Below are 14,117 nucleotides of genomic sequence, written 5' to 3'. Positions count from 1 at the left end.
GGTCGATCGACCGGGCACCCGCCCTGCGCTGTTCCTCCTCGGCCCACCGGAGAGCGGGCGGCGGGCTCAGCTCCTGCCGCTCAGGCCCTGCTGGATGCGGTCCATGACGGAGGCGTCGGCGAGAGTCTGGGTATCACCCACCTCGCGGTTCTCAGCGACGTCCCGCAGCAGGCGGCGCATGATCTTGCCGGAGCGGGTCTTCGGCAGCTCGGAGACGATCAGCACCTTCTTGGGCTTGGCGATCGGGCCGATCTCCTTGCCCACGTGGGCGCGCAGCATCTCCGAGACGGCCTCCTCGCCGCCGGCCTCGGCGATCGCGTCCTCGTTGCCGGAGCGGAGGATCACGAAGGCGACCGGTGCCTGGCCGGTGGTCTCGTCGTTCGCGCCCACCACCGCGGCCTCAGCCACCCAGTCATGGCTGACCAGCGCGGACTCGATCTCCATGGTGGACAGGCGGTGCCCGGAGACGTTCATGACGTCGTCCACGCGGCCGAGGATCCAGATGTCGCCGTCCTCGTCACGCTTCGCGCCGTCACCGGCGAAGTACATGCCCTCGAAGCGCGACCAGTAGGTCTCCTTGAAGCGCTCGGGATCGCCCCAGATGCCGCGCAGCATGCCCGGCCAGGGCTGATCGAGCACGAGGTAGCCGCCCTCGCCGTTGGCCACCGAGGCGCCTTCGTCGTTGCGCACGTCGGCGCTGATGCCCGGGAGCGGCTGCTGTGCGGAGCCCGGCTTGGTCGCGGTCACGCCCGGCAGCGGCGAGATCATGATGCCGCCGGTCTCGGTCTGCCACCAGGTGTCCACGATCGGGCAGCGGTCCCCGCCGATCACGCGGCGGTACCACATCCAGGCCTCGGGGTTGATGGCCTCGCCCACGCTGCCGAGCAGGCGCAGCGAGGACAGGTCGAACTTGCCGGGGATGTCCTCGCCCCACTTCATCGCGGTGCGGATCGCGGTGGGCGAGGAGTAGAACAGCGAGACCTTGTGCTTCTCGATGATCTCCCACCAGCGGCCCTGGTGCGGGGTGTCCGGGGTGCCCTCGTAGATGACCTGGGTGGCGCGGTTGGCCATGGGGCCGTAGACCACGTAGGTGTGTCCGGTGACCCAGCCGACGTCCGCCGTGCACCAGTAGACGTCCGTGGAGGGCTTGAGGTCGAAGACGTTGCGATGGGTGTAGGCGGCCTGGGTGAGGTAGCCGCCGGTGGTGTGGACGATGCCCTTGGGCTTTCCGGTGGTGCCGGAGGTGTACAGGATGAACAGCGGGTGCTCGGCCTCCACGGGCACCGGCGCGTGCTCGGTCGAGGCGCTCTCGCGGACCTCGTGCCACCACACGTCCCGGCCCTCGGTCCACTCGACGTCGCCGCCGGTGCGGCGCACCACGAGCACCTTCTCGACGGAGGCGCCGCCACCGGCGAGCGCCTCGTCCACGGCGGGCTTGAGCGGCAGCTGCTTGCCGCGACGGTTCTGGCCGTCGGCCGTGATCACCACGCGGGCCTCGGCGTCCTCGATGCGCGAGCGCAGCGCCTCGGCGCTGAATCCGCCGAAGACCACCGAGTGGGGTGCGCCGATGCGGGCGCAGGCGAGCATCGCGAAGACGGCCTCGGGGACCATGGGCAGGTAGATCGCGACACGGTCGCCGGTCTTGACGCCGAGATCGGTCAGCACGTTGGCCATCCGGGAGATCTCGTCCTTGACGTCGGCGTAGGTGAAAGCGGCGTCGGAGCCGTCCTCGTACTCTGCCAGCAGCGCGACCTGCGCGCCGTGGCCGGACTCGACGTGGCGGTCCACACAGTTGTAGGCGACGTTCAGCGTGCCGTCGGCGAACCAGCGTGCGAAGGGCGGGTTCGACCAGTCGAGCGTCTCGGTGAACGGGGTCTCCCAGCTCAGCAGGCTCGCCCGGGAGCGCCAGAACGCGAGTCGATCCCGCTCCGCCTCCTGATAGAGGGAAGGCCGGCCGACGGAGTTCTGCACGAACTCGGTGGGCGGGGAGAAGGTGCGGGTCTCCTGCGAGAGGTTCTCGATCCCGGTCTTCGCGTCGTCAGACATCAACACTCCTGCTTCACGGGCCCCGGGGACACCGGGACGGACGGACGTCGCTACCGTATCGCAGGAGACCCACGTCACGCGCCCCGCTCACACTTCGCGGGCACCTGGCTGCACGCGTGAACCATCGCGCGAGCTGACAGGCGGGAGGACTACCGTAGGGAACCATGCGTCCCGATCCCGTCACCGCTCCCCCGGTGCTCCTGGCCCCTGCGCAGCTGCGCTCCCTCGAGATGCGCAACCGCATCTGGCTCGCCCCGATGTGCCAGTACATGGTCGAGGCGGAGGACGGCGTCCCCACCGACTGGCACCTGGTGCATCTGGGGGCGCGCGCGACCGGCGGTTTCGGGCTGATCGTCACGGAGGCCACGGCGGTGAGCCCCGAGGGCCGGATCAGCCCGCAGGACACGGGGCTGTGGAATGACGAGCAGGTCGAGGCGTGGCGGCGCATCACCCGGTTCTGCCAGGCCCAGGGCGCACCCGTCGCGGTGCAGCTCGCCCACGCCGGCCGCAAGGCCTCCACCTGGCCCGCGCTGCCTCGCTTCAGCCGGCGCCGCGGCACGGTGCCGGAGTTCGCCTCGGGCTGGCGCACCGTCGGCCCCACCGCGGATCCGTTCCCGGGGCTCGACGCCCCGGACGAGCTCGACACCGCGCAGATCGGGCGGATCATCGAGGACTTCGTCGCCGCCGCGCGCCGCGCCGAGCAGGCCGGCTTCGACGCCGTCGAGCTCCACTTCGCCCACGGGTACCTGGTCCACGAGTTCCTCTCCCCGCTGGTGAACACCCGCACCGACGAGTACGGCGGGGACGGCCCGGGCAGGCGCCGGCTCGCGCTTCAGATCGCCGCCGCGGTGCGCGAGCAGTGGCCGCAGGACCACCCGCTGATCGTGCGCCTGAGCGCCACGGACTGGATCGACGGCGGCTGGGACATCGAGCAGTCCGTCGAGCTCGCCCGCGAGCTCGAGAAGGTGGGCGTCGACGCCCTGCACGTCTCCACGGGAGGTGCGGTGATCGCGGACATCGCGGTGGGGCCCGAGTACCAGGTGGGCTTCGCCCGCACCCTGCGCGATGCGGTGTCGATGCCGGTGGCGGCCGTCGGGCTGATCACCGACCCCCGCGGCGCCCAGGACGTGCTCGAGCGCGGCGACGCCGACTTCGTGGCGGTGGGCCGAGCCGCCCTGCGCGAGCCGGGCTGGCCCCAGCGGGCCGCGCACGAGCTCGGGATGCGCGATGCCGCGCTCTACCCCGGCGCCTATCAGCGAGGTTCGTGGTGAGCAGCGCCGGCGGCCGGCGATGATCCTGGTCACGGGCGCGAGCGGGGGCGTCGGCCGGGAGGTCTGCCTCCGGCTCGCGGCGCGCGGCGAGCACCTGCTGCTGAGCGCCCGCGACGGCCTGCGCCTGACCGTTCTGGCCGAGCAGGTGCGCGCCGCCGGGGGCAGCGCCGAGGTGCTGCCCTGCGATCTGAGGGACCAGGGGGCGGTGCAGGAGCTGACCCGTGAGGTGCTCACCGTGCACGGCACGCCGCAGGCGGTGCTCTCCCTGGCCGGCCATTCGATCCGCCGCGACCTCGCCGAGAGCTTCGGCCGCCCCCACGATCTGGTGCGCCTGGTTGGTGCGAACATGCTGGGCCCGGCGACGCTGCTGCTGGGGATGCTGGAGGCGATGTGCGCAGGGGGCGATGGCCGGATCGTCGCGGTCACCAGCGCCTCCGCCCGCATCCCCGCGCCCGGCTGGGCCGCCTACGGCGCCTCGAAGGCCGGGCTGGACGCGTGGCTGCGTGCCGTGCGACCGCAGGCCGCTCGCCAGGGCGTGCGGATCGCGATCGTGGAGCTGCCGCTGGTGGCGACCGCGATGGCCGTCCCCACCTACGGCAGCGCCCCGCGCGGCGCCCTCTCCCCCGCGCAGGCCGCACAGCGCGTGCTGCACGCCCTGGATGCGCCGCGCACCCTCGTCTCCCCTGTCTGGGCGCGGGCGGGCGCGACGCTCGCCCAGGCGGCCCCCGTGCTCTCGGCCGCCGCCGCAGGACGCGCCGGTCAGCTGGTGCGGCGCATGGCCGCACGCAGAGGGGAGGAGCGGGTATGAAGCTGCTGCAGTCCACCACCGCGCTGCGGGCCCGGGTGGCGCTGCGTCCCCGCTCCGTGGTGCTCCGGGACCAGCACGGCACGCTGAGTGCGGGCGAGCTGATGGACCTGGTGGATCTCCACCGCCGCCGCTCCCGCCGCTCGGGTGCTCCGCCCGGTCTCGGCGCCCTGCCGGTCACCGCCCCGCTGCGGCAGGTGCTGGTGACCGCCCTCGCCGGAGACGGCCGTCTCGAGATGCGCTCGAGCGGCAGCACGGCGAGCCCGCGCCTGCTGCGCCGCAGCACTCTGACCCCCGCGCAGCTGACCACCCTCGCCGATCTGGCCCGGCGCATCGGACTGCGGCCCGGTCGCACGATCGCCTGCGCCGCACCGGGCGTCCACGGTCACGGCCTGCAGACCACCCTCGGCGCGCTCGCCCTGGGCGCCCCGCTGCTCGACCTCACCCACCTGCCCACGGCCGAGCGGATCGAGCTGCTCCACCGCGGCTCCGTTGATCTGCTCACCGGCGTGCCGGTGCATCTGCACGACATCCTCGAGGCGCACCGCTCCCTCGGCCAGGGGCGCCCGCTGCGGATCCCGCGCATCGTCTCGGGCTCCGACATGCTCTCGTCGGAGCTGCGCGCGGATCTCGCCCGTCACTTCCGGGCCCGGGTGCATGACGTGTACGGCACCACCGAGACCGGGACGCTGACGGTGGACGGGCGCCCTCTGCGCGGGGTGCGGATGCGCGCCGCGGGCGGTCTGCTGCACGCGCGCACGCCGTTCACCGCCGGCCGGGAGCTGCTCACCGACAGGGGCGTGATCAGCGCGGACGGGATCGTGCAGGTGCTGGGCCGGGCCGATGGGACGCTCTCCTCGGGAGGGATGCTCCACGACCCGGTCGCGGTGGTGCAGGTGCTGTGCGCCCATGACGGGGTGCGCGAGGCCCGCCTCGAGGTGGTGCCCGATGCGCGCTTCGGGGTGCGCACCCGTGCCGTGGTGCAGCTCGAGCCGGAGGCCCGGCCGGCACCGGGCGCGGAAGAGCTGCGGGCGCTGGTGCGCGACCGGCTGGGGGCGGCGGCGGTGCCGCGCGAGGTGGTCCTCAGCAGTCCGGGAGGCTGACCGGCACGGCGGTCACGGCGAGACCGCCCATCGCCGTCTCCTTGTACCGCTCGTGCATGTCCTTGCCCGTCTGGCGCATGGTCTCGATCACCGTGTCCAGCGAGACGAAGTGCTCGCCCGTGCCACGCAGCGCGAAGCGCGCGGCCGTGATCGCCTTGACCGCTGCCATGGCGTTGCGCTCGATGCAGGGGATCTGCACCAGACCCCCGATGGGATCGCAGGTCAGCCCCAGATTGTGCTCCATGGCGATCTCGGCGGCGTTCTCAACCTGCGCGGGTTTGCCACCCATCGTCTCGCACAGCGCGGCCGCCGCCATCGAGCAGGCGGAGCCCACCTCGCCCTGGCATCCCACCTCGGCACCGGAGATCGAGGCGTGCTCCTTGTACAGCGAGCCGATCGCTCCCGCGGTGAGCAGGAAGCGCACCGCGATCTCGTCGGGGTCCACCCCCTCGATGTAGGTGGTCGCGAAGTAGAGCACCGCCGGGACGATCCCCGCGGCGCCGTTGGTGGGTGCGGTGACCACTCGGCCGCCTGCGGCGTTCTCCTCGTTGACGGCGAGCGCCGCGAGGGAGACCCATTCGAAGGCGTTCATCGGCAGGCGCACCGGGTCCTCGGCGCTCAGCGAGTCGTACCAGGAGGCGGCGCGGCGCTTGACCTCGAGCCCACCGGGGAGGGTGCCGCCGGTGCGGGTGCCGCGCTCGATGCACTCGTGCATGGCGCGCCAGATCGTCAGCAGGCCGGAGCGGATCTCCTCGTCGCTGCGCCACTGCCGCTCGCGCATCAGCATCGCCTCGGAGATCGAGATGCCGCGGTCCTCGCAGACCCGCAGCAGCTCGTCCCCGGTGGTGAAGATCGTGCGGCCCTCGTCCTCCGCGGCGACCTCGGCGATCGAGCGGTCCATATCGGCCTCGTCCACCACGAAGCCGCCGCCCACGGAGAACATGGGCCGACGCTGCAGCTCCTCGCCCTGCGCATCCAGCGCGATGAAGGTCATGCCGTTGGAGTGCTGGGGCAGGAAGGTCAGCGGGTGGGTGACGATCGTGGAGGGGCGAAGGCTCACCGGCACCCGGCCGCCGAGCAGCAGACCGCCCTCCGCCTCGATCGCGGCGACCCGTTCGCGCCCGGCGACCGGGTCCACGGTCTCCGGGTCCGCGCCCTCGAGCCCCATCACCACCGCGTCCAGGGTGCCGTGACCCACGGCCGTCGCGGCGAGGGAGCCGTAGAGGTGCACGGCCACGTCGGCGACCCGGGGCCCCAGCTCGGGATCCGCCAGCACCTCGCGGGCGAACAGGCCTGCGGCCCGCATCGGCCCCACAGTGTGCGAGCTCGAGGGCCCGATACCGATCTTGAACATGTCGAAGGTGCTGATGCTCATCGCGTGCCTCCTCGGCGTCTCACCGGCTCGCCGTCGAGCTCAGGGTCCGGGGCTCATCGTCCCCCACGTCGGCGCGGCGCCCTTGTCGGCGCGCCGGAGCGGCCCCGCCCCTGGCCCGCACCCTTGCCGGTGCTCGGGCCCTGGCCGCGGCCCTGCCCCGCGCCCCGGCCTCCGGACGAACCGCCGGAGCCGCTGCGGCCTCCGCCGCCGCGGGAGCCTCCGCCGCGAGAGGCTCCGCGGCCTCCCCCGCCCTGCGCGGGGCCGGGCTCCTCCCAGGAGGAGCGGCGCTCCTCGTTCGCCCGGCGCTCCTGCGCCTTGCGGGCGTCGGCCCCGCCCCGGCGCCCGAGGTCGAGCTTGCGGGGTGCGCCCTTGTACTTCACGGTGGCCGGGTCCTCGGTGGGCTCGCCCGAGGGGGTCCGGCCGCCCAGCTGCTCGAGGGCGGGATGCTCTGCGGAGTCGACGTCCTCCACCCAGGTAGGCTCGACTCCTGCCCCTTCCAGCACGCTGCGGGACCTGCCGAGCTGATGCGGCAGGGCGAGGGTGACCACGCTGCCCGCGGCGCCCGCACGGGCGGTGCGACCGGAGCGGTGGACGTACTCCTTGACCTCGTCCGAGGGGTCCACGTGCACCACCATGCTCACGTCGTCGATGTGGATGCCGCGGGCGGCCACATCGGTCGCGACCAGCACCGGATAGGCGCCCTCGCGGAACCCGGCCAGCACGTTGGTGCGCAGCCCCTGCTGCTTGCTGCCGTGCAGCGCGGCGGCCTTGATCCCCACCTCGACGAGCTCCCGCGCCACGCGCTCGGCACCGAGCTGGGTGCGCGTGAACATCAGGGTGCGGCCCTTGCGCGCGGCCAGCTGCGCGGTGACCTCGCGCTTGGCGGAGGGCTCGATGGCCAGCACGTGGTGGTCCATGGTCGCGACCGCGGCGCTGACGGGGGTGGTCTCGTGACTGACGGGGTCCACCAGGAAGGTGTCGACGATCTGCTCGACCTGCCCGTCCAGGGTGGCGGAGAACAGCATCTTCTGGGTGCCCATGGGGATCGCGGCAAGGATGTCGCTGACGTCCGGCAGGAAGCCGAGGTCGGCCATGTGGTCGGCCTCGTCGATCACGGTGGTCTCCACCAGGTCCAGCTGCAGCGCGCCGCGCTCGGCGAGGTCGATCAGGCGGCCCGGCGTGGCCACCACGATCCCGACGCCGCGGGCGACGGCGTCGGCCTGCTTCTCGATGTTCATGCCACCGGCGACCAGCTGCGCCTTGACCCCGACAGCGCGGGCGAAGGGGTGGATCGTGTCGACCACCTGGACCGCGAGCTCGCGGGTGGGGACCAGCACCACGCCGAGCGGCCGACGGCGGTGCACCTTGCGGCCGCGGAAGCGGGCGGTCATCGCGAGGGTGAAGGCGAGGGTCTTGCCCGAGCCGGTCTCGGCACGGGCGAGCACGTCGCGTCCCGCGAGGGCGTCGGGCAGGATCACCGACTGGATCTCGAAAGCGTGCTCGAAGCCCTGATCAGCGAGGACGCCGAGCAGCTCATCGGGCAGCGCCATGTCCTCGAACCGCTCGGAGCGGGACGACGGGCGGCGACGGGCCTTGGGCATGGTGATCCTCCTGACGAAACGTACGCTCCCATCATCCAGCATGCGCCAGTGATGGGAGAATGGAGGCGATGTTGCGCACTCTGATGACCTCGAAGATCCACCGGGCCACCGTCACGCAGGCAGATCTGCACTACGTGGGCTCGGTGACGATCGACCCCGCCCTCACGGAGGCGGCGGGACTGGTCGAGAACGAGCAGGTCACGATCGTGGACATCACCAACGGGCACCGCCTGGTCACCTACGTGATCGAGGGCGAGCGCGACAGCGGCGTGATCGGCATCAACGGCGCGGCGGCCCATCTGGTCACCCCCGGGGACCTCGTGATCATCATCGCCTACGGCCAGCTGGACGAGACCGAGGTCTCCTCCCACCGCCCGCGCGTGGTCCATGTGGATGAGCGCAACCGCATCGTGGCCCTCGGCGCCGACGGCGCGGAGCCCGTGCCCGGCATGGACGATCAGATCGACGGGCGCACCTCGCACGGCATGCGCTGAGCCGGCGCGTCCGCACACCCCGGAGCGTCCGAAGGATGGCCGCGGGAAGACCCTTTCCCGCTGGTGGGCTAGGATCCCTCCGGTGAGCATCTCGTCCCCTCGAGCCGCACTGTGAGCGGCGTACTCGCCGGCTTCTTCATCGTCTGGGCCATGATCGGCGTGGGCTGGGTCGCCGGCCGCACCGGCGTGCTCGGCCCGCACGGCCGCTACGTCCTGAACCGCGCCACGTTCTTCATCGCCTCCCCCGCACTGATCCTGGTGGGCCTGCTCGGCTCCGATGTGCGCGAGGTACTCTCCACACCCATGCTGGTGGCCGGGATCTCGGGGCTGAGCACCGGCGCGATCGTGCTGGGGGCGGTGGCACTGCTGACCAGGCGCCGCGGCGCCGATCTCGTGATGACCGCGATCAGCGGCTCGGTGGTCAACGGCGCGAACATGGGCTTCCCCATCGCCGCGTACGTGCTCGGCGACATCTCCCACGCCCTGCCGGTGATCCTGTTCCAGCAGGCCGTGTACACGCCGCTGTACCTGTTCGTGCTGCACCGGGTCACAGTGGACTCCTCCCCCGGCCTCGGCGGGGTGCTGCGCAGCGTCGTGGCCAACCCCACCATCATCGCCTCGGCCATCGGGCTGCTGCTGGTGCTGCTCGGGGCGAGGATCCCCGAGGTGGTGCTCGAGCCCGTGCAGTCCCTGGCGGATATGGCGATCCCGGCGATGCTGCTGGCCTACGGGCTCTCGCTGCACGGCTCCCGCCCACTCGCCAAGGATGACGGCTATCGCGGGCTGATCGCGGTCGCCTCGGGCTCGAAGCTGCTGCTGATGCCGGTGATCGCGGTGGGTGTGGGGCTGCTGCTGGGGCTGCGCGGCGCCTCGCTGTACGAGGTGGTGGTGATGGCGGCGCTGCCCACCGCGCAGAACGTCTATGTCGCCGCGGCGCGCTACAGCGCCTCGGAGAACCTGGCCCGCGACACGGTGCTGATCACGACCATCGGCACGGTGCTGGTGCTGCTGGTGATCTCCGCCGTGCTCGGGGTCTGAGCCCGGATCGGCGTCGACGGTCCGGCGCGGTACGATGGACCGGTGACTCGACGGCTCCTGCTTATGCAGCCGCGTCGGACAGGGCCCGCGCCCACCCCTCGCTCCTGAGCGTGGACGGTGCGTCGGTGCGGCACCGACGCGGCTCCCCTCGCCTGCGCGAGGGTTTTTTCATGTCACGAGATCCTGTCACCCAACGCCTGGCGGCTCCCGCCGCGATGATCCTTCGGAGGACGATTCACCCATGAGCGAGGCCCCGCACCGCTATTCCGCCTCGGTGGCGGACGAGATCGAGCGCCGCTGGCAGCAGCGCTGGGACGAGGAGGGCACCTTCTACGCCGACAACCCCGTCGGCGAGCTGCGCGCGCAGACCGGCTCACTCGAGGAGGCGGCGACCTCGGCGACCTCGTCCTCGCGCGAGAAGATGTTCATCATGGACATGTTCCCCTACCCCTCCGGGGCGGGACTGCATGTGGGCCATCCGCTGGGCTACATCGCCACCGACGTGGTCGCCCGCCATCAGCGCATGATGGGCAAGAACGTGCTGTACACGATGGGCTACGACGCCTTCGGCCTGCCCGCGGAGCAGTACGCGGTCCAGACCGGCACCCATCCGCGTCTGACCACCGAATCGAACATCGCGAACATGCGGCGCCAGCTGCACCGCCTGGGGCTCTCCCATGACTCGCGCCGCTCGCTGGCGACCACCGATCCCGGGTTCGTGAAGTGGACCCAGTGGATCTTCCTGCGGATCTTCGACTCCTGGTACGACCCCGAGGCCCCGAACGCCGACGGCGTCACCGGCCGCGCCCGCCCGATCGCAGAGCTGCGGGAGGAGCTGCGCAGCGGCGCGGTGGATCCCTTCGCGCTCGCGGACCGGCAGAGCATCGAGCTGCCCGAGGCATGGCGGGGCCGCAGCGCCGCCGACGTCACGGGAGCGAGCGAGGCGGAGATCGCGGAGCTGGCGGACGCCTTCCGCCTGACCTACATCTCCGAGACCCCGGTGAACTGGTGCCCGGGCCTGGGCACCGTGCTGGCCAACGAGGAGGTCACCGCCGAGGGCCGCTCCGAGCGCGGCAACTTCCCGGTGTTCACGCGCCGCCTGCGGCAGTGGAACATGCGCATCACCGCCTACGCGGATCGTCTGATCGATGATCTGGACCGGGTGGACTGGCCCGAGTCGATCCGGGCGATGCAGCGCAACTGGATCGGTCGCAGCGAGGGTGCCCAGATCACCTTCCCCATTGCCGGCACCGAGCACTCCTTCGACGTGTTCACCACGCGCGCCGACACCCTGTTCGGGGCCACCTTCACCGCGCTGTCCCCCGAGCACGACCTGCTGAGCGATCCCTCGCGCCTGCCGGAGGCCTGGCCCGAGGGGACGAAGGACGCCTGGACCGGCGGAGCGGCGAGCCCGCGCGCGGCGGTCGCGGCGTACCAGGCCCGTGCCGCGGGCCTGGGCGAGGACGAGCGCACCGCCGAGGACCGCGAGAAGACCGGAGTGTTCACCGGCTGGTTCGCGACCAACCCGATGGACGGCCGCGAGATCCCCGTGTTCACCGCGGACTACGTGCTCACCGGCTACGGCACGGGCGCGATCATGGCCGTGCCCGGCGAGGACGAGCGCGACTTCGAGTTCGCCGCCACGTTCGAGCTGCCCGTGATCCGCACGGTGCGACCGCCGGAGGACTTCACCGGCGGGGCCTGGACCGGCGAGGGCGAGAAGATCAACTCCGCCAGCGCCGAGCTGGACCTGAACGGGCTCGGCGAGGCCGAGGCGAAGTCCCGCGCCACCGCCTTCGCCACCGAGCGCGGCTTCGGCCGCGCCCGCACCACGTACCGCCTGCGCGACTGGCTGTTCTCCCGTCAGCGCTACTGGGGCGAGCCCTTCCCGATCGTCTACGACCCCGCCGCCCCGGAGACCCCGATCCCGCTGCCGGAGTCGATGCTGCCGGTGGACCTGCCGGAGGTCGCGGAGTTCTCTCCGAAGACCTTCGATCCGATGGATGCCGACACCGAGCCGCAGACCCCGCTCTCGCGGGCGAGCGAGTGGGTCGAGGTCGAGCTGGACCTCGGCGAGGGACCGCGCACCTACCTGCGCGAGACCAACACGATGCCGCAGTGGGCGGGCTCGTCCTGGTACCACCTGCGCTACATCGACCCCACCGAGGACGACGTCCTGGTGCGCCCCGAGAACGAGAAGTACTGGCTGGGCGCCCGTGAGGACGGCGGCGTGGGCGGCGTGGACCTGTACGTGGGCGGGGTGGAGCACGCGGTGCTGCACCTGCTGTACGCGCGGTTCTGGCACAAGGTGCTGTTCGACCGCGGTGACGTCTCCAGCCAGGAGCCGTTCCACCGCCTGTTCAACCAGGGCTACATCCAGGCCTTCGCTTACACCGACGCCCGCGGCGTGCACGTGCCCGCCGAGGAGGTCGTCGAAGAGGCCGACGGCACCTTCACCTACCAGGGCGAGCCCGTCACCCAGGAGTACGGGAAGATGGGCAAGTCGCTGAAGAACGCGGTCGCCCCGGACGACATGTACGAGGAGTACGGCGCGGACACCCTGCGCGTGTACGAGATGTCGATGGGTCCGCTGGATCTCTCCCGGCCGTGGGAGACCCGTGCGGTGGTGGGCTCCCAACGCTTCCTGCAGCGTCTGTGGCGCCTGGTGGTGGATGAGGAGACCGGCGCGCTGACCGTCTCCGACGAGCCGGCCGAGCGGGCCCTCGCGCAGGCCACGCACCGCACCATCGACGGGGTCTCCCGCGACATGGAGCGGATGCACTTCAACACCGCGATCGCGAAGCTGATCGAGCTGGTGAACCAGCTGACCAAGCAGCTGACCTCCACCGGCTCCACGCCTCGCGAGGCGGTCGAGCCGCTGGTGCTGATGGTCTCCCCGTTCGCGCCGCACCTGGCCGAGGAGCTGTGGGCGCGGCTGGGCCGTTCCGGCAGCGTCTCCCGTGTGGCGTACCCGGTCGCCGATCCGGAGCTGCTGAAGGCCGATCAGGTCACCTGCGTGATCCAGGTCAAGGGCAAGGTGCGGCACCGGATCGAGGTGGACCCGGAGATCTCCGAGGCCGATCTCGAGGCTGCGGTGATGGCCGAGCCGCGCGTGCAGGAGCTGCTGGAGGGCCAGACGCTGCGCAAGCTGATCATCCGCGCCCCCAAGATCGTGAACATCGTGATCTGAGCCGGTCGCGCACCGCAGACGTCCCGGGGCCCGTGCGGGGTCCCGGGACGTCTGCTGTCCGGGCCCGACGCCGAGTCCACGACTGCTCCTCCACATTCCCCGTTCATCCACATTCGCGGGCGCGGGCCAGCGCCGCGGCACCTGCTGTCCCTACGGTCGCGGCATGAACACTTTCTGGGGATGCGAGCCCGAGGCCCTCACCGATCTGTCCACCGTCTTCGCCGACGGCGGTGACAGGATCCGGCTCCTGCGGGAGCGGATTCTGGAGACGATGCATGCGACCACCTGGGAGGGGCCCGATGCCCAGGTGCATCGGCAGCGCACGGCCGACGCTGCCGCGACGATGACCCACCTGCTCGAGGCGTTGCGCCGCTTCTCCGAGCAGCTCTGCCAGGAAGCGGAGGCACAGACCGTGTGCTCGAGCGCCGAGGGCGCACCCTCGCACGACCCGCTCGGCATCTGGGCCACGCCGCCGTGGGTCCGGGATCCGGTGCCGCTGCCGATCCCCGCACCATCCCGCGCCCCACCCCGGTGCCGGACACCGGTGAGCTCGACATCGACCCCGCCCTGCTCACGGAGGCCCAGCAGTCGCGCCGGCTCGCGCTCGGCGCGATCCCGGTGGTCGGCACCGCGCAGATGGCGATGGGGCTCCATGCCGAGTACGACAGCTTCCTCGACCGCGGGGAGCAGGATCTCGAACAGGCCGGACTGGGTTTCCTCGCCCCGGCCGTCTCGGTGGCCCGCATCCCGCACACGGTGGCGGGATCGCGGTCGGCGAGGACTCCGTGCTCGGTCAGGCCACCTCGGGTGTGGACGCCTCGATCGCGAGCGCCGTGCAGACCCGTGAGGAGATCTCCGCCGCGATCGGCGAGGGCGACGTGGCCGGCGCCGTGAGCGCTGCGGAGAAGGGGCTCTTCCGCCAGGCGGGGGTGTCCGCGGACATCCTGACCGCCACCCCCTTCGCCGCCGTCAGCGACACCCTCGCGGACGGCCTCGGCGCGGGGGCGCACGTGGTCGAGGCGGTCGCTCCCGGGGCGGCGGCGCCGCTGCGCGAGGCCGAGCAGGTCACCCGCCAGGTCGGCGAGACCTGGGAGGCGGATCGGGAGAGCCTGCTGGATCCCGAGCGCTACTACGGCCTGCGCCGCGAGCACCTGCCGATGCCCTGGGACCAGGGGTGAGCGGTCCCAGGGCCCG

General features: G+C 72.1%; 10 protein-coding genes. 7 read left to right on the top strand and 3 right to left on the bottom strand.

The genetic code is table 11. The features are described 5' to 3' along the window. Positions 1–66: 66 nt before the first annotated feature. On the bottom strand, positions 67–2,046 hold the full coding sequence (acs, locus tag BN4251_RS01090) for an acetate--CoA ligase (RefSeq protein ID WP_087483330.1): 1,980 nt from the start codon (positions 2,044–2,046) through the stop codon (positions 67–69). 164 nt (positions 2,047–2,210) lie between these two features. Here acs and BN4251_RS01085 point away from each other — a divergent pair, with 164 nt between their 5' ends. From BN4251_RS01085 to BN4251_RS01075, 3 genes are read left to right on the top strand one after another with little or no spacing between them, the layout of a single operon-like run. Next, entirely contained in the window at positions 2,211–3,317 is a 1,107-nt protein-coding gene (locus BN4251_RS01085) for an NADH:flavin oxidoreductase/NADH oxidase (RefSeq protein WP_087483329.1), read from the top strand. A gap of 19 nt (positions 3,318–3,336) precedes the next feature. Beyond that, positions 3,337–4,125 (top strand): SDR family NAD(P)-dependent oxidoreductase, encoded by a 789-nt coding sequence (locus tag BN4251_RS01080; RefSeq protein WP_087483328.1) that lies wholly within the window; start codon positions 3,337–3,339, stop codon positions 4,123–4,125. Continuing rightward, entirely contained in the window at positions 4,122–5,225 is a 1,104-nt protein-coding gene (locus tag BN4251_RS01075) for an AMP-binding protein (RefSeq protein ID WP_087483327.1), read from the top strand. Before BN4251_RS01080 ends, BN4251_RS01075 begins: the two co-directional genes overlap by 4 nt. Here BN4251_RS01075 and BN4251_RS01070 read toward each other — a convergent pair. Continuing rightward, positions 5,206–6,600, bottom strand: coding sequence for an L-serine ammonia-lyase (locus BN4251_RS01070; RefSeq protein ID WP_087483326.1), 1,395 nt, complete (start codon positions 6,598–6,600; stop codon positions 5,206–5,208). The genes BN4251_RS01075 and BN4251_RS01070 overlap by 20 nt on opposite strands. A 53-nt stretch (positions 6,601–6,653) precedes the next feature. Continuing rightward, a complete protein-coding gene (locus BN4251_RS01065; protein WP_087483325.1) occupies positions 6,654–8,201 on the bottom strand; it encodes a DEAD/DEAH box helicase in 1,548 nt (515 codons plus the stop codon). Between the two features lie 68 nt (positions 8,202–8,269). On the opposite strand from BN4251_RS01065, the gene panD reads away from it, so the two are divergent. The 4 genes from panD (at position 8,270) to BN4251_RS18150 (ending at position 14,101) form a co-directional block, all read left to right on the top strand. Then, positions 8,270–8,695 carry an aspartate 1-decarboxylase gene (gene panD, locus BN4251_RS01060; protein WP_087483416.1) on the top strand — a complete coding sequence of 142 codons (426 nt, stop codon included), beginning with the start codon at positions 8,270–8,272 and terminating at the stop codon, positions 8,693–8,695. 111 nt (positions 8,696–8,806) lie between these two features. Next, positions 8,807–9,733 carry an AEC family transporter gene (locus tag BN4251_RS01055; protein WP_087483324.1) on the top strand — a complete coding sequence of 309 codons (927 nt, stop codon included), beginning with the start codon at positions 8,807–8,809 and terminating at the stop codon, positions 9,731–9,733. Positions 9,734–9,974: 241 nt separating this feature from the next. Next, entirely contained in the window at positions 9,975–12,923 is a 2,949-nt protein-coding gene (gene leuS / locus BN4251_RS01050) for a leucine--tRNA ligase (protein WP_087483323.1), read from the top strand. 785 nt (positions 12,924–13,708) lie between these two features. Further along, positions 13,709–14,101 (top strand): hypothetical protein, encoded by a 393-nt coding sequence (locus BN4251_RS18150; protein WP_170931766.1) that lies wholly within the window; start codon positions 13,709–13,711, stop codon positions 14,099–14,101. The last annotated feature ends 16 nt before the right edge of the window (positions 14,102–14,117 follow it).

The organism is Brachybacterium massiliense, assembly GCF_900184245.1.
Taxonomy (GTDB): domain Bacteria; phylum Actinomycetota; class Actinomycetes; order Actinomycetales; family Dermabacteraceae; genus Brachybacterium; species Brachybacterium massiliense.
This window is presented reverse-complemented; position numbering and strand designations above follow the sequence as displayed.